Source organism: Vibrio tritonius, from assembly GCF_001547935.1.
Taxonomy (GTDB): domain Bacteria; phylum Pseudomonadota; class Gammaproteobacteria; order Enterobacterales; family Vibrionaceae; genus Vibrio; species Vibrio tritonius.
Map to the genome: position 1 here is coordinate 1,173,411 of NZ_AP014636.1, position 17,122 is coordinate 1,190,532.

Genomic DNA, 17,122 nt, shown 5'->3' on the forward strand with positions numbered 1-17,122 from the left:
TTGCTTTACATGCAAAAAATAAAGGTTATTATCCGAAGCAAACGTTTTCCTCACCACTTTATTAACCATGATGAGGGTTTTATGCTGTCAGATATCGAAATTTGCCGCACAACACCACTACAGCCAATTGATGATGTTGCTCATCAAGCGGGTCTACAAACCAACGAGTTTCAAAGCCAAGGTCGCTACAAAGCGAAGGTCTCTCTAGACGCCCTAAACCGCCTAAAAGATCACCCTAGGGGCAAGCTGGTGGTTGTCACTGCCATGACCCCCACTCCGCTAGGCGAAGGTAAAACTGTCACCACGATTGGACTGGCTCAAGGTTTAGAGCAACTCAATCAATCCGTGTTTGCTTGTATTCGTCAACCCTCCATGGGGCCAATTTTTGGCGTCAAAGGTGGTGCCGCAGGCGGTGGTTATTCTCAAGTTGCTCCAATGGAAGAGCTGAATATGCACCTTACTGGTGACATTCACGCCGTCACGGCAGCACATAACCTTGCGGCCGCGGCTATTGATGCTCGTATTTACCATGAACAGCGCAACGGTTACGAAGACTTCACAGCTCGAACAGGATTAAAGGCACTGCGTATCGACCCAAATCATGTCAAATGGAGACGCGTGCTGGATCACAACGATCGCGCACTACGCATGATCACCATCGGACGTAATGAAGATGGCAAAACAGTCAACGGCTTTGAACGTGAAGATGGCTTTGATATCTCAGCCGCTTCAGAGCTGATGGCGATTTTGGCGCTTGCTAGTGATTTAAACGACTTACGTCAGCGTATCGGTCGCATTGTGGTGGCTTATGATTTCGACGGTCAGCCCATTACCACCGAAGATTTGCAAGTGGCTGGTGCCATGACAGTCACCATGAAGGACACTATCCAACCAACGCTAATGCAAACTCTTGAAGGTGTACCAACGCTGGTTCATGCAGGTCCTTTCGCCAATATTGCCCACGGTAACTCATCAATTATCGCGGATAACATCGCAACTCGATTAGCAGATTTTACCGTTACTGAAGGTGGCTTTGGTTCTGACATGGGCTTTGAAAAAGCCTGTAATATCAAAGCAAAAGCATCAAATATCGCCCCCGACTGCGCGGTAATTGTTGCGACCTTACGTGGTATTAAAGCTAACTCAGGTCGTTATGATTTGCGCCCAGGCCATGCGATTCCGGATAGCCTATTTGCACCAGATTCTGCCGCACTCACTGCCGGTTTTGCTAATTTGCAATGGCATATCAACAACGTGACCCAATATGGTGTTCCCGCGGTAGTAGCAATTAACCGCTTCCCACAAGACAGCGAGGAAGAACTACAACAATTAGTGGACATGATCAAAGCCCTACCACAAGGTGTTGAAGTGGCGATCAGCGAAGCCTTTAGTCGCGGTGGATTAGGTGCTACACAATTGGCGCATTGCGTCATGAAACAGTGCGAGAAAACGGTCCAGTTCACGCCACTTTATAAGAGCGAAGACTCTCTGGATGATAAATTGCATGCCGTAGCGCTTAAAGGGTACGGCGCAGGCTCAGTTACCTACTCAGAGAAAGCCACAGCGCAGCTTAAGCGCTTTAACGAGTTGGGTTACAGTCATCTTTCTGTGTGTATGGCGAAAACCCCACTTTCGATCACCACCGATTCGGCCATTAAAGGCGCTCCATCAGGCTTTGATGTGACGATTCGTGAACTGAAACTGTGCTCTGGTGCTGGCTTTATCTATGCCCTCTGCGGCAGCGTAATGACCATGCCAGGACTGCCAGACAAACCCGCCTTTATGTCGTTAGACATTGATGAGCAAGGGAATATTGTCGGATTAAGTTAATCGATACTAAGTGCAGTGATTTCCTCTCACTGCACTTACCCCTCACGCCCCACGCCAGATTTATGTATGTGTATCTTCTAGCCTCTCGCAACCTGCCCAAACAAAGTGCAAGCGTTTCCCTAATATGTAGCAAGGCTCGTATTCGACTGAATACCTATCTCATTAAATAACAAATAACCACATTTAACCTATTGGTTTTTATTGTAAAAATTCTTTTTCATTCCAGCCTTGAAATAGGGACACTTTTTGCATAATGAAGATCAACAGTGCAAAGGCACTCGCCAAATAATCAAACCGAATTTGCGAGGGATGTATGAGTTCGGAATATCGTTATCAATTGGGTAGTAAAACGTTTCGTTTTCGCTCCTTAAAAGAAGTGATGGCTAAGGCGTCACCTCTACGTTCAGGAGACCAGCTCGCTGGCGTTTGCGCCGCGTCTGCAGAGGAACGCGTTGTTGCTCAAATGGTATTGGCTGATCTGCCTCTTAAAACTTTTCTAAATGACTTGGTGATCCCGTATGAGAAAGATGAAATATCACGGCTGATCATTGATGAACACAATGCTAAAGCCTTTATAGACATTGCCCATCTCACGGTGGGTGATTTTCGCAATTGGTTATTACAAGAATCCACCACTTGTGTTGAACTAACACGTGTTGCCCCTGGGGTCACGCCGGAAATGGCAGCAGCGGTCAGTAAAATCATGCGTAACCAAGATCTGATTTTGGTCGCTAAAAAGTGCCAAGTGACCACTGCATTTCGCAACACCATCGGTTTGGCTGGGCATATGTCGACTCGACTACAACCGAACCACCCGACCGATGATATGAACGGTATCGCAGCATCGATTTTCGATGGACTTATGTATGGTAATGGTGATGCCGTCATTGGTATCAATCCAGCAACAGACAGCGTAAGCCAAGCGATTAAGCTTATGAAGCTGATGGACGAAGTGATTCAACACTACGAGATCCCAACGCAATCGTGCGTATTAACCCATGTTACCAACACAATTGAGTGTATTGAACAAGGTGCACCAGTGGATTTGGTGTTCCAATCGATTGGTGGAACAGAAGGTACCAACAAAGGGTTTGGTGTCAGCATTGATGTGCTGCAACAAGCTTATGATGCGGCGAACAGTCTACAACGTGGCACGGTTGGCAACAACTTCATGTACTTTGAAACCGGTCAAGGTAGCGCGCTTTCTTCAAATGCGAACCATGATGTTGACCAACAAACTTGTGAAACACGAGCTTATGCGCTCGCTCGTAAGTTCAAACCTTTATTGGTTAATACCGTTGTCGGCTTTATTGGTCCTGAGTATCTGTTTGATGGCAAACAAATTATCCGCGCCGGACTAGAAGATCACTTCTGTGGCAAGCTGCTTGGTCTACCAATGGGTTGTGATATTTGCTACACCAACCATGCCTATGCCGATCAAAACGACATGGATAACTTATTGACCTTACTTGGCGTGGCCAACTGCAACTTCATTATGGGCATCCCGGGTTCTGATGACATCATGTTGAACTATCAGACCACCTCGTTCCATGATGCCTTATATGCACGCCAAGTGCTTGGATTAAAACCTGCCCCTGAATTTGAAGCTTGGTTGCGTAAAATGCAGATTTTCAGTCAAGATGGTCGAACTCAGCTTAGTGATCATATGGCACCAGCGTTTAAACAGCCGCTTAGCCTACTGCAGGAGGCGGTATGAACTTAGACAAAATGATAAGTGGTAAATTGTCCGCTGAGCAATCTTCGCCAGAATTAGTGCACCATGACCCGTGGGATACATTGCGTCAATTTACCCAAGCGCGAATTGGTTTAGGCCGTGTAGGCACCAGTATTCCGACCAGTGAACTGCTGCGTTTTCAACTCTCTCATGCGCAAGCCATTGATGCCGTGCATGTACCGCTGGATGAAGATGCCTTAGTGACCAGTTTGACTGACAAGGAAAACTTGCGCCCTTTACTACCCGCTTTTCATTTGCACAGTGAGGCAAGCGATAGAGTTACTTACCTACAGCGGCCAGATTTGGGGCGTAAGCTGAGCGAACAAGGCATCACTGAGTTAAAAGAGCACAGTGATTCACGAGCTAAGCCTTACGATTTGGCGATTGTGATTGCCGACGGTCTGTCGTCTTACGCCATTGCCAATCATGCAGCGCCATTTTTGGATGCGCTGTTAAACCAGTTAAATGCTGACACCAAACAAGCATGGGACGTTGCCCCGTTTGTGATTGTTCAGCAAGGCCGCGTTGCTGTTGGTGACGATGTCTGTGCTGCGATTAACGCCAATGAAGTGCTGATTTTGGTTGGTGAGCGTCCAGGGCTCAGTTCCCCAGACAGTTTAGGTTTGTATTTAACGTGGAACGCCTATCGCGGCATTGAAGAGTCGCTACGCAATTGTATTTCGAATGTGCGCCCAGAAGGTTTACGTTACGACGCAGCGGCACACAAATGTTTCTATCTTCTTTCAGAGTCTCGTCGTCGTCATATCACGGGCATTGGTTTAAAAGACCGCTCCGACGACCATACCATCGAGCATAAAGCTGAAAGACAGTTTTCTCTCGTTTCTCCGTCCTAAAATATGAAACGATAGAAACCAAAAGCGCCTTCCTTACGGTCGGCGCTTTTTTCTTGATTCATATAAAACTGGATGTATTGCGATAAGGCTCTGCCGATTGGACTGTCTATTACAGAATCTATCTACAGAAGCCCCTACCAACATAACGAATGCAAAGCGCTAGACGCCTTGCATGAGCATTAACGCAGCCCGTGGAGGAACTCTGAGCGAGTTGCAGGGTTGCTCTTGAAAATGCCACCTAATGCTGTAGTGGTGGTTTCACTGGTGGCGTCCATCACTCCGCGAGATTTCACGCAGTAGTGAGTCGCATCCATGGTCACAGCAACATCATCGGTTTCAAGCAGGGTTTGCAGTGCCACCAGAATTTGCTGAGTCATACGTTCTTGAACTTGTGGACGCTGAGCGAAGAAACGCACGATACGGTTAATTTTAGACAAACCGATAATTTTGCCTCGTGGAATGTAAGCCACCGCCGCTTTACCATCGATAGTCACAAGGTGGTGTTCGCAAGTGCTGGTCACAGTGATGTCTTTCACTCGCACCATTTCACTGACACGCATCTTATTTTCAATCACGGTGATTTTTGGAAAGTTTTTATATTCCAAACCAGAAAAGATCTCATCAACATACATTTTAGCAATACGTTGCGGCGTTTCTTCTAAGCTATCGTCTGTCAGATCCAGTCCGAGAATATTGAGAATATCGCGCATGTGATGCTCAATTTTTTCTTTTTTCTCTTCACGCCCCATATCATTAGGCGTCATCGGAGTCTCAAGACCACGACGGGCAAGCGCTTCTTTAACCAACTTCGCTGAATCGCTCAGATCAGACATTACAATACCTCTTAGATAACCCCTTTCGGATGGCTGACAAGGATACTCGGATTTTTTAATAATTACACCCATATTTTATAACGGGTATTGTACAAACCAATGATTTATCGATTACCCCTGCTCTTGCTTCTCTCTGCGCTTTTTTATGTGTTAAAGTGCACGACACAAAAATAACACCATAGGATTCAATCATGGGATGTTGTGACGCACCGGGCTTAATGCCAATCGAAGACGCATTGAATAAGATGCTTTCCCTCGTATCACCTATTGACGATACCGTCGAGTTACCATTGTCAGATGCTCTAGGCTACGTTCTAGCCGACAATCTGCTCTCACCAATTAATGTTCCCCCCTTTGCTAATTCTGCAATGGATGGGTACGCGGTTCGCACCGCAGAGCTCAATGGTCAACCGCTGCCGGTAGCGGGCAAATCCTTTGCTGGTACTCCATTTAGGGGGGAATGGCCAGCCAATACTTGTATTCGCATCATGACGGGCGCTCAAGCACCCGAAGGTGCTGATGCAGTCATAATGCAAGAGCTTGCTCAAGTTAGCGAACAAGGTGTGCTGTTTACGGTCAGTGACGTGAAACCGGGTGCGAATATTCGACCTATTGGCGATGATATTATGCAAGGGCAAGTTGTTCTCGCGAAAGGCACTCGCCTTACCCCGCGCGATATTCCTATGATCGCCTCTCTTGGTATTGCCACCGTCACTGTGCTACGCAAACCTAGAGTCGCCTTTTTCTCGACAGGGGACGAACTAAAACCTCTAGGCAGTGAACTGGAAGCGGGCCAAATCTACGACAGTAACCGTTACGGCATCAAACCACTGATTGAGCATTTTGGTTGTGAAGCGATTGATCTTGGCATCATTCCCGATTGCCCTGACAAGCTCAAAGCCACCTTTGAAGAAGCACAAGCAGTGGCGGATGTTGTAGTCACCTCTGGTGGTGTCAGCGTCGGTGAAGCCGACTACACCAAAGACATTTTAGAACAGCTTGGCGAAATCGGCTTTTGGAAATTGGCGATAAAACCGGGCAAACCTTTTGCATTTGGTCAGTTACCTAACGCCCTTTTTTGCGGTCTTCCGGGCAATCCAGTATCGGCATTCATCACCTGTTATATCTTGGTGCAACCTATGCTGGCGAAATTAGCCGGACACACGGAGTGGCGACCACAGCCTTCTATTCCCGCAACAACACGTTCAGCCTTTAAAAAGCAGCCCGGTCGAACCGATTTTCAACGGGGTATCTACACCATTGAAAACGGGCAATTCGTGGTCGAAAGTACAGGCAACCAAAGCTCAGGCGCGTTTCGTTCAATGAGCCTTGCGAACTGCTTTGTGGTGTTGGAGCGTGAGCGTGGTCGTGTCGAAGTGGGCGAAACCGTCAATATCGAGCTATTCAACTCAACGCTTTACTGATATTAAGGATTGTTACAATGGATATTCTCAGTGATGAGGAGATGCTGCGCTATAACCGCCAGATCATCTTGAAGCAGTTTGATTTCGATGGACAAGAGGCCCTCAAACAGAGTTCAGTATTAATTATTGGTGCAGGCGGTCTCGGCTGCGCCAGCAGTCAATATTTGGCGGCGGCCGGTGTTGGTAAAATCACGTTAGTAGATTTTGATAAAGTTGAGCTGTCGAATTTGCAGCGCCAAATTTTGCATCACGACAGTGATATTGGTCGCTTTAAAGTGGAATCGGCTGCCGATGCACTTAATGAAATTAACCCGCACATTAAAATCCAAACTATTGCCCGCTGCCTAGAAGACCAAGAGCTAGAGACCCTTATTCGTCATCACACCGTGGTTTTAGATGCCAGTGACAACGTAGCAACACGCAACCAACTCAACCGCCTTTGTTATGAAAGTAAAACACCGTTAATCTCTGGCGCAGCCATTCGTATGGAGGGACAAGTGAGTGTTTTTACCTATCAAAATGAAGACGAGCCTTGCTACCAATGCTTAAGCGGGCTGTTTGGCGAAAATGCTCTGACCTGTGTGGAAGCTGGGGTTATGTCGCCTGTGGTTGGCATTATTGGGGCAGTACAAGCAATGGAAGCCATAAAAGTGATAACCCGCCTTGGCACACCGCTTACAGGCAAGATTTTGATGCTGGATGCGATGTCGATGTCATGGCGTGAAATGAAATTAATGAAATTGCCCACGTGTCCCGTTTGTCATCACTAAACTCATAAACAGTCACTGGATTTTGCGAATAACTGATAAGGATTAACTCAACAATGGATCGTGTAACAATGAGCCCCCTTGTTTCTGCAGCATGGCTTAAAGAACACCATTACGATGCTAATGTGATAATTTTGGATGCCAGTATTGAATTTCAAATCCCTGGTGAAGGCCATAAAGATACATTCAATATTATCACTCGTGCGCGTCGCTTCGACTATGATGAGGTGTTTTGCGATAAAAACAGCACACTTCCGCACATGATGCCCTCTGAGCAGCGTTTTAATATCTTGGCCCAAGATTTAGGTATCAACCAAAATTCGGTGATCGTGGTCTACGACAATAGCGGTACCTTTGCGTCACCTCGTGCATGGTGGATGTTCCGCGCAATGGGACATGAGCAAGTCTATGTTCTGGATGGTGGCCTCACTGAATGGAAAGCGATTGGCGGCGATACCACACAGCAGTATGAACCAGTAGCGACTCAAGGTAACTTTCGTGGTCAACTGCAATCCGGTTATTTCGTTGATGCCGACTATGTCCTGGCCCAAATCAGTAACGATACCAGCTTAACCATCGATGCTCGGGGAGCAGCGCGCTTTTATGGTGAAATAGAAGAGCCTCGTGCTGGTGTGCGTAGTGGTCACATTCCTAGTGCAGTAAACCTCCCTTTTACTGAACTAATGAATGAACATCGCTTTAAACCGATTGAAGATTTAAAACCCATCGTCACAAACGTTTTAAACGCCAGTAAACAAGAGTACCTATTTAGTTGCGGCTCCGGCGTTACCGCGTGCATTGTGTTACTTGCGGCCGCGCTGTGTGGCTATGAGCACTTAGCCGTTTACGATGGCTCATGGACAGAATGGGGACAACGTACGGATCTGCCAATAGAAACTCGCTGATCTTTTGCTTTAACTGCTGCTAGTTACTTTTACGTCTATTTACTCGATACAGCGATATGTTCAAGCGCTGCTTTCTCAATGGAGAGAGCAGCGCTTTTTCATTGGTAAAATCGCGTGAAATTTGGCACTAATCAACCATCAAACGGGCACTGTGCATTTGCTCAGCCAAGTTCAAAACGGTTAATGCATTACTTACACTGGTCGCGACCACGTCCACCGCCCCAGTGCGCAGCGCACCCAATAGTGCCAATGGTTTACTGTTTTCTGCGGCTATGGCAATCACTTCAGAAATCGGACGAAACTCTTCAATACTCATCCCAATCACTCGATCGCTCATCACCGTTTTGGCAATACCACCTTTGACATCAAAAAAGTCGTGTCCAGCGAAATCGCCCACTACGCCTTGATGCAAGCGCGCCTGTACCACCTCATCGGGCGTAAACCACCCCAAATCCACCATGTAGCTGTTTTCGCTCATATCACCAATACCAACTAACGCCATATCCGCTTTACGTGCTAAATCCAAGGTTTGTTTTACAGTGCTGTTTTGCATAAACACCATCTTTTGCTCGAGGTTTTCTGCGTAAGCTGGCGCATAAAGCGTCTCGGAAGTACCGCCGTATTTTTTGGCTAACTGACGACAAATATGGTCCGCGTTGAACGCACTACCACGAGGGTGAATACCACCAATCCCACTAACAAAGGTACAGTCACGGGGAGTAATAACCCCCATATGATGAGCAACGGCAGACACATTACGTCCCTGCCCCACAGTCACCACCATACCGCTTTTAAGTGTTTGGGAGAGATAGTTAGAAACCAAACCCGCCACTTGCTGGCGTTGCAACTCTTCGGTGGGCTGATCGAGAGCAATCAAAGCGCGCTTAATACCGAAGCGCTCCATCAAACGCTGCTCAATTTTGGCACTAAAAACCGGATGGTATTTCACGGTGATCTCGACAATACCTTCATCACGCGCTTGTTTTAACAGCCGCCCAACTTTAGCGCGAGAGATACCGTATTTCTTTGAAATATCTTCCTGAGTTGCACCATCTTGATAATAAGCCACAGAAATTTCGGTGAGTAGATCGCTATCCTCTACTGAAATCTCGGGTTTGGATATATTCATTTTTTTCTCTTATCCTTAGTGCATCACTGCAGTAAATTTGATGAGCAAATGTAATCGCTTTAAACAAAAGTCACAAGCAAATGGTGGCGTTACTTTTGCTCATTAACATTACATTTTCTCAGAGTAAGTTTATGTAATCTGGGTCAGCCAATTGTTAACAAACAGAAACATTCAACAGACACTGATTAGCATAGCGTCAGGGAAAGAAAAAATAGGTGACCAATGTCGTCATATCGACGAAATCTCGATTGACTTTCGCTATGGATGGGTTAAATATGGAGGCATCATTTACTCAGCAATCGATCATATGTTCATGAGCATCTGTTATCGGTTGATACAAGAGAGCAGGTAATCACGAGATACAATGTAATTACCGCTTAATGAATAACGAACATGCTTGCAAATGCCCAGTCACATACTGTGGCAGCCCTAGCCTAACGATAAAGGACGAAAGAAATGAGCAACAAATTAGAGCAACTTCGTAAATTAACTACAGTCGTGGCAGATACTGGTGAAATTGATGCGATCAAAAAATACCAACCAGAAGACGCTACCACTAACCCTTCTCTGATTCTTAAAGCCGCTCAAATCGCTGAATATGCACCTTATATCGACCAAGCAGTAAAAGCAGCAAAAGAACTTAGCACTGACAAAGCTCAACAGCTTGAAGATGCTTGCGACATGCTGGCTGTGAACATCGGTAAAGAGATTTTAAAAACCATCCCAGGTCGTATCTCTACTGAAGTAGACGCTCGTCTTTCATACAATACGGAAGCAAGCGTTGAAAAAGCACGTAAACTGATCAAGCTGTACAACGACGCTGGAATCAGCAACGACCGCATCTTGATCAAACTGGCTTCAACTTGGGAAGGTATCCGCGCAGCAGAGATCCTAGAAAAAGAAGGCATCAACTGTAACCTAACTCTTCTATTCTCATTTGCTCAAGCGCGAGCTTGTGCTGAAGCTGGCGTATTCCTGATTTCTCCATTCGTTGGTCGTATCATGGACTGGTACAAAGCGAAAGAAGGCCGTGACTTTACGCCTTCAGAAGATCCAGGCGTACTGTCTGTAACAAAAATCTACAACTACTACAAAGAACACGGTTACAACACCGTGGTTATGGGTGCAAGCTTCCGTAACATCGGTGAGATTTTAGAATTAGCAGGTTGTGACCGCCTAACTATCGCACCAGCACTACTTAAAGAACTGGAAGAGTCTGAAGGTGTTGTTGAAGAAAAACTTAAAGATTCAAACGGCAATGCAGCACGTCCTGCAGCAATGACTCACGCTGAATTCCTATGGGATCACAACCAAGACCCTATGGCTGTTGAAAAATTAGCTGAAGGTATTCGTAATTTTGCGATCGACCAGGGTAAATTGGAAACCATGATCCAAGCTAAACTGTAATAGCAAACGGAGCGAGGCCTAGCCTCGCTTTTCTTTTTGTTAGGTTTAGCCTCAAACAAAAATTCTGAAGAGCCGCATGTCATTAGAGACGGCTCTACCTAACCTACTTAAATCGAGACATCACATGAATCGTAAACAACTTGCAAATGCTATTCGTGCCCTGAGTATGGACGGGGTACAAAAAGCCAAATCTGGTCACCCTGGAGCACCAATGGGTATGGCTGATATCGCGGAAGTACTGTGGCGTAACCATTTAAATCACAACCCACAAAATCCAAAATGGGCTGATCGCGACCGTTTCGTACTTTCAAACGGCCACGGCTCAATGCTGATTTACTCTTTACTTCACCTCACTGGTTATGACCTATCGATTGACGATCTGAAAAACTTCCGTCAACTGCACTCAAAAACGCCAGGTCACCCTGAATACGGTTATGCACCAGGCATTGAAACAACAACTGGTCCTCTAGGTCAGGGGATTACAAATGCTGTCGGTATGGCGATTGCTGAAAAAGCACTGGCAGCACAATTTAACAAAGACGATCACGACATCGTCGATCACCATACGTATGCTTTCTTGGGTGATGGCTGTATGATGGAAGGCATTTCTCACGAAGCGTGCTCTCTAGCAGGTACACTAGGCCTTGGCAAACTTATCGCGTTTTGGGATGACAACGGCATCTCTATCGACGGTGAAGTTGAAGGTTGGTTCGCTGACGATACACCAAAACGTTTCGAAGCGTACGGCTGGCAAGTTATTCCAGCAGTCGATGGTCACGATGCAGAAGCTATCAATGCCGCCATCGAAGCTGCAAAAGCAGATACCACTCGCCCTACACTGATCTGCTGCAAAACCATCATTGGTTACGGTTCACCAAACAAATCAGGTTCACACGACTGTCACGGCGCACCTCTAGGTGACGACGAAATTAAAGCAGCACGTGAATACCTAGGCTGGAACTACGCTCCATTTGAAATCCCTGCTGACATCTATGCAGAATGGGATGCAAAAGAAGCAGGTGCAGCGAAAGAATCACAATGGAACGACAAATTTTCGGCTTACGCGAAAGCGTACCCAGAATTGGCTGCAGAATTTAAACGTCGTATGGAAGGTAAACTCCCAGAAGGCTTCGAAAAAGCAGCAAATGAGGTGATTGCCAACCTGCAAGCGAATCCTGCCAAAATCGCTTCCCGCAAAGCATCACAAAATGCTCTGGAAGCTTTCGGCAAACTACTCCCTGAGTTTATGGGCGGCTCTGCAGACCTTGCGCCATCTAACCTAACCATGTGGTCTGGTTCTAAATCACTGACTCACGAAGATGCATCGGGTAACTACATTCACTACGGTGTGCGTGAATTTGGTATGACTGCCATCATCAATGGTATTGCTCTACACGGTGGTTTCATTCCTTACGGTGCCACCTTCCTGATGTTTATGGAATATGCTCGTAACGCAATGCGCATGGCGGCACTGATGAAAGTGCAAAATATCCAAGTGTACACTCACGACTCGATTGGTTTGGGTGAAGATGGTCCAACTCACCAACCGGTTGAACAGATCGCTTCATTGCGTCTAACACCAAACATGAGCACATGGCGCCCATGTGACCAAGTTGAGTCTGCAATGGCTTGGAAACTCGCGATTGAACGCAAAGATGCTCCATCTGCACTGATTTTCTCGCGTCAAAACCTAGCACAGCAACCACGTACTGCTGAGCAAGTAGCCAATATCGCGAAAGGTGGCTACATCCTAAAAGACAGTGCAGGTACACCTGACCTTATCTTGATTGCCACCGGTTCTGAAGTTGAACTTGCAGTCAATGCAGCTGCTGAGCTAGAAAAAGAAGGCAAAGCGGTACGCGTCGTATCCATGCCATCAACAGATGCGTTCGACAAACAAGATGCAGCTTACCGTGAAGCCGTGCTTCCTGCTGCAGTGACAGCTCGCGTTGCTATCGAAGCTGGCATCGCTGACTTCTGGTACAAATACGTTGGCTTGAATGGCCGTATCGTCGGTATGACTACCTTCGGTGAATCTGCACCAGCAGAGCAACTGTTTGAACAGTTCGGCTTTACTGTGGCGAACGTGGTAGCGAAAGCAAAAGAAACACTGTAATCGACTAGCACATAAAAATACTAAGGCCCGCATTGTTGCGGGCCTTTTTTATCTCTGGTCACCTAGATAAAGTCAGACTCAGTCGTACAGCTCGTACGCACCTTCGATTGAGTGAATCAGAGCAACAATCAAAGTGTTGTAAGGCGTTGGTACACCATACAGTTTCGCTTGCTCGACAATCGCGCCATTGATAGCATCGATTTCCATTTTGACGCGATGCTTGCGATCTTGATACATCGAAGAGTAACCATCACCTGCTGTTTCACACACCGATTTCACCATATTGAGTGCTTCACGGCGATCAAAATAGGTTCCATCCGCTTCGGCAACTTCAATTGCTTCATAGATGAGTCGCTTAGCAAAATCCCATGCGTGCTGGTTTTTCACCATATAACCGATAGGCGTTTCGGTAATCGCGGTAAAGGTATTAATAGAAAGGTTGACTAAAAGCTTGCTCCAGATGATACGCTGAATGTCATCCACCACTACCACAGCAAAACCCGCTTCTATCAGCGCTTGCTCTGCTACGAGTACTGACCCCTTCTCATTATGATTACTACCGATGGTGGTATCACCTTGTGCGGGATGTTTGATACGGCCTTCACCAAGATTCACAGCGTTGTGTTTACTGGTGCCAATAACGATATTTTCAGGTTTCACGTATTGTGCGATTTTACGATCGTTACCAGCGCCATTTTGTAAAGTCATGACTAATGTCGACTCACCAAACAAAGCACTGTTTTGCTCTAGCGCGACCTCAGTGTAAGTAGACTTAACAAAAACGATCACCAAATCCACAGCATCTTGATACTCACCAGAAACCGCAGCAGTCACATTAGGAAAGTTAACACTTTCACCATTGGCTTCATCGAGCGTAATCCCTTGCGCTTTAATCGCTTCAACTTGTGAAACCGACGTATCAATCATCACCACATCGTGTGAACGACTTAAATACGCTCCATATAGGCAGCCCATTGCCCCTGCACCAATGACAGCAATCTTCATCTAACTCTCCTTGCTGCTAACCGTTGTTAGCATCTAAACCAATCCTACACACTCCACGATGACTAAGTACTCATGAGTGGCGAGCTTCGCTGTTGTGAATTGATCGGGAGTATACAAATCGGTGCTCAGTTTCTCCAAACGGCATAAGTTTCTTTAAACGAAACTTTTATGTCGTTAATTCTCCTATTAATAGAATTTAACCCACTATTTTGCTAAATTTCGCTTGGTATGAAAAAAGTCGTAAATAAAACAGGGAAATAGACCGTAATACGAACCTTTAACTGGAACCGTACGGTTTATACCCAAATGACCTCAAGGGGCGAGCTGTATTCGCATCTTGAGGTTACTTGGGTATAGAGTAGTTATCACACAAGGATATCAATCTACGATGGATGAACACCTCAATATTAATCGCCATATCGGCGGTCGCATTCGTGCTTATCGCAAAACTCGAGGCCTCACCATAGCTCAACTAGCGGAACGTATTCATAAGAGTCGCGCAACTGTCTCCAAATATGAAACAGGAGAAATCTCTTTGGATATGCCAATGCTATTCACATTGGCTAGCGCGCTAAACATAACTCCTAATCAATTAATTGATTATCAAGTCGAACGTTTAGCTGAAACAATCAAACCCCAAAGCAATTTGACCACTTTTCACAATGCCGACCAGCTCTATTTTTACTTCTATGATGGCCGCTACAATCGCGTTAAAGACGGCGTGATAAAAATCCTGCCTGATAAAGAAGGCAATCAACACACCGCAACTCTCACCATCAGTGTCGTGACACCCAATGGCCGCAGCAGCGAAATCTACTACATTGGCAGTGTAACCTATAGCGACCGACTGATTCGTTTCTCGTTTATCAACCAATACAACACATTGGAAGAGTGTTTGTTGTATATTTTCAACCCACTTGAACTGCGTGACAGCACCTATGGACTTTTGTGCGGCATCTCCTCATCCGACATGCGCCCATGCGCGATTAAATCATTTGTGACATTGTCACCACAAACTTACTCAGAAAAACTAAAAGAAGCCCTGCTTCTCACCAAAGCCGAACTCAAAGCCTCCAGCAAACTCAATATGCTGGTCGTAGACAACCTGCTGTGATCCCCCTTAACCGGACACACACCGTAAGTTGTGATTCCTTTCCTTAACCGGACACACACCTTAAATAGAGCTTCCCTTAGCAGGACACACACCGTAAGCTCTTCGCTAAAACAGTAAGTTAAACAAGGTGCATATTTACTGGGAATACCCCGGTAATCCGTCGATGGACATCTCTCCCCAGCACTATCGACAAACGCGTAAACCGGACACACACCTTAACTCGGTGTGTGTCCGGCTTACATTATTGAATAGGCCTAGTGACTAAAACCAGGTCTCCATCTGTACGGCAAACACGGTTTCACTGTTTTCACCCATACCGCAATCGACACCATTGATATAATATGAACCTTCAAACTTGTCACTCCAGTTAATATAGCTGACGGCGAAACGAATCTGAGGACGGTCGAAGAATCCAGCAACATTGGAAATTTTAAATGTCGGTGCAAATGTTGCCTTATACACATTCCCTTTCATGTGCTTGGATGTGTTATCCAAATCTAAATATTGATAAGTACCTTCATACGCAATTTCAAAATTTGGATTAAACTCTTGGGCTAAACGAACGTTAAACACTGCCCATTTATATTCATCACCTTTTAAGTAACGATCTTTTGTCCATTCCGACAATAATGATGGAGCGATACGCCAATTATCAAATATTGGTGTAGCACCAACAGTATAAAAACGGACCGAGTTAGCATCTTTTAATAAATGGTTATCTTGACCAATATTTTTCGTTTCCGCTCCCATTGCATGGCCATACATCATACCAGTACGTGACCAACCCTCTTTCAGACCATAAAAACTATCGGTTTTATAGCCAATCATGGTATGTAAACCATACTGGGCTACATCATTACGGTTGACCGCACTATCGAGTGACGCTCGTTGATCATTTTTGTTTGCGGCAATGGCGTTAAACATTATTTCCCAGTGATCATCGATTAAGTTATTCCAAGTAAAGGTATAACCCTCTAAGTCATAACTGGTGCCACTGTCTGCATCAAATTGGTTACCAATAATAGAAAAGTTTGAGCGCCAATTGTCGCCCATTTTTACATCGTAGATACCCAAACCTGTCCCAGTTAAAAAGATAACGTGTGTATCGATAAAATCGATATCAAAGTTTTCTCGGTCATAACGTTTACCAGCCCAAAGTGTCGAACCAGCAAAGGCGTCGCTGTCTTTAAATGCTGCAATATCAGACATTTCTAGATAGAGTTGGCGCACATTGAGGCTACTAGAGCTTGCACTTACCCAGTCGGTTTCTGTTTCATCACCAGCCGATAGCATGACTTGATACATGGATTTTGTACCATCTTCTGCCTGTTGATAGTGTGTTAATCGAGAGTCGACATAGTTGTCATCTTCTAAACCTAAACGACCAAAATAAGCACCTAAGCCTGAAGCAATCGACATTTGTGGGCCAATTGTGTTACTTCTGCCGCCATGCGCACCTTGAAAGTTTTGATTGATATTCAAACCTGCACGAGCGTAGCCATGAAATTCAAAACTTGACGCTTTATCGTTTGCCTCTTTGGCCACTTGTTCATTTTGATTTACTTTTTCTTGTGTTGCTTTTAACTGAGCCTCCAATTCGCTCACTCGTTGTTCTAAGGTTTGATTATCAGCTGCTGCAGCCTGCTGTAATGGAAATAATGCACAGCTAATAGATAAAGCAAGCAATAATTTTCTATTCTTCATCGTAACTCTCCGAATATATCCACTGATTCCATCTTTATCAGTATTCAAACAGGCAGAATTTACAAAGCAAGGAGGTAAGAACAAAAGTTCGACTCGTAAATTTAAACACTGTACATTAGCTCTGAACAATAAAAATGGTTTTATTCTGTTTATATTTAAATGTTATACACCATAGAAATATTTATCATAATCAAAGAATTAAAACACTGGTTCGATCACGTTAGATAATGATGAGTTTTTATAAACACAACATTAAGCTCATTTTTAAAATATATTTCTTTTTCGATAGTTTTAATGGA

13 protein-coding genes are annotated in these 17,122 nt (G+C 45.3%); 9 read left to right on the plus strand and 4 right to left on the minus strand.

Going from position 1 to position 17,122, the window contains the following annotated elements:
* The first annotated feature begins 81 nt into the window (after window positions 1-81).
* From JCM16456_RS20545 to eutC, 3 genes are all read left to right on the plus strand, one after another.
* Entirely contained in the window at window positions 82-1,830 is a 1,749-nt protein-coding gene (locus JCM16456_RS20545; RefSeq protein WP_068719079.1) for a formate--tetrahydrofolate ligase, read from the plus strand.
* Between the two features lie 313 nt (window positions 1,831-2,143).
* Window positions 2,144-3,547: an ethanolamine ammonia-lyase subunit EutB gene (locus tag JCM16456_RS20550; protein WP_068718008.1), complete on the plus strand. Its 1,404-nt coding sequence runs from the start codon at window positions 2,144-2,146 to the stop codon at window positions 3,545-3,547.
* Window positions 3,544-4,419, plus strand: coding sequence for an ethanolamine ammonia-lyase subunit EutC (eutC, locus tag JCM16456_RS20555; protein WP_231894457.1), 876 nt, complete (start codon window positions 3,544-3,546; stop codon window positions 4,417-4,419). The genes JCM16456_RS20550 and eutC overlap by 4 nt, the downstream gene beginning before the upstream one ends.
* 179 nt (window positions 4,420-4,598) lie before the next feature.
* On the opposite strand, the gene folE is transcribed toward eutC, so the two are convergent.
* Window positions 4,599-5,252: a GTP cyclohydrolase I FolE gene (folE, locus tag JCM16456_RS20560; protein ID WP_068718009.1), complete on the minus strand. Its 654-nt coding sequence runs from the start codon at window positions 5,250-5,252 to the stop codon at window positions 4,599-4,601.
* Between the two features lie 191 nt (window positions 5,253-5,443).
* Here folE and moeA point away from each other — a divergent pair, with 191 nt between their 5' ends.
* The 3 genes from moeA to JCM16456_RS20575 all read left to right on the plus strand — a co-directional run bounded on the left by moeA (window position 5,444) and on the right by JCM16456_RS20575 (window position 8,348).
* A complete protein-coding gene (gene moeA, locus JCM16456_RS20565; protein WP_068718014.1) occupies window positions 5,444-6,676 on the plus strand; it encodes a molybdopterin molybdotransferase MoeA in 1,233 nt (410 codons plus the stop codon).
* A 17-nt stretch (window positions 6,677-6,693) separates the two neighbouring features.
* Complete coding sequence (gene moeB, locus JCM16456_RS20570) at window positions 6,694-7,446, plus strand: molybdopterin-synthase adenylyltransferase MoeB (protein WP_068718016.1); 753 nt, start codon at window positions 6,694-6,696, stop codon at window positions 7,444-7,446.
* A 68-nt stretch (window positions 7,447-7,514) separates the two neighbouring features.
* A complete protein-coding gene (locus JCM16456_RS20575) occupies window positions 7,515-8,348 on the plus strand; it encodes a sulfurtransferase (RefSeq protein WP_068719082.1) in 834 nt (277 codons plus the stop codon).
* Between the two features lie 127 nt (window positions 8,349-8,475).
* On the opposite strand, the gene JCM16456_RS20580 is transcribed toward JCM16456_RS20575, so the two are convergent.
* Window positions 8,476-9,477 carry a sugar-binding transcriptional regulator gene (locus JCM16456_RS20580; RefSeq protein WP_068718018.1) on the minus strand — a complete coding sequence of 334 codons (1,002 nt, stop codon included), beginning with the start codon at window positions 9,475-9,477 and terminating at the stop codon, window positions 8,476-8,478.
* A 456-nt stretch (window positions 9,478-9,933) separates the two neighbouring features.
* On the opposite strand from JCM16456_RS20580, the gene tal reads away from it, so the two are divergent.
* Window positions 9,934-10,884, plus strand: a complete 951-nt coding sequence (tal, locus tag JCM16456_RS20585; protein ID WP_068718019.1) for a transaldolase — start codon at window positions 9,934-9,936, stop codon at window positions 10,882-10,884.
* Window positions 10,885-10,960: 76 nt separating this feature from the next.
* Window positions 10,961-13,000: a transketolase gene (tkt, locus tag JCM16456_RS20590; RefSeq protein WP_156430613.1), complete on the plus strand. Its 2,040-nt coding sequence runs from the start codon at window positions 10,961-10,963 to the stop codon at window positions 12,998-13,000.
* Between the two features lie 78 nt (window positions 13,001-13,078).
* Here tkt and JCM16456_RS20595 read toward each other — a convergent pair whose 3' ends face one another.
* Window positions 13,079-14,005 (minus strand): ketopantoate reductase family protein, encoded by a 927-nt coding sequence (locus JCM16456_RS20595; protein ID WP_068718021.1) that lies wholly within the window; start codon window positions 14,003-14,005, stop codon window positions 13,079-13,081.
* Window positions 14,006-14,393: 388 nt separating this feature from the next.
* Between JCM16456_RS20595 and JCM16456_RS20600 the strand changes: the two genes are divergently transcribed.
* Window positions 14,394-15,119 (plus strand): helix-turn-helix domain-containing protein, encoded by a 726-nt coding sequence (locus tag JCM16456_RS20600; RefSeq protein ID WP_068718023.1) that lies wholly within the window; start codon window positions 14,394-14,396, stop codon window positions 15,117-15,119.
* A 261-nt stretch (window positions 15,120-15,380) separates the two neighbouring features.
* Here the strand turns inward: JCM16456_RS20600 and JCM16456_RS20605 are convergent, their stop codons facing one another.
* Window positions 15,381-16,823, minus strand: a complete 1,443-nt coding sequence (locus tag JCM16456_RS20605) for a carbohydrate porin (RefSeq protein WP_068718024.1) — start codon at window positions 16,821-16,823, stop codon at window positions 15,381-15,383.
* Window positions 16,824-17,122: the final 299 nt, after the last annotated feature.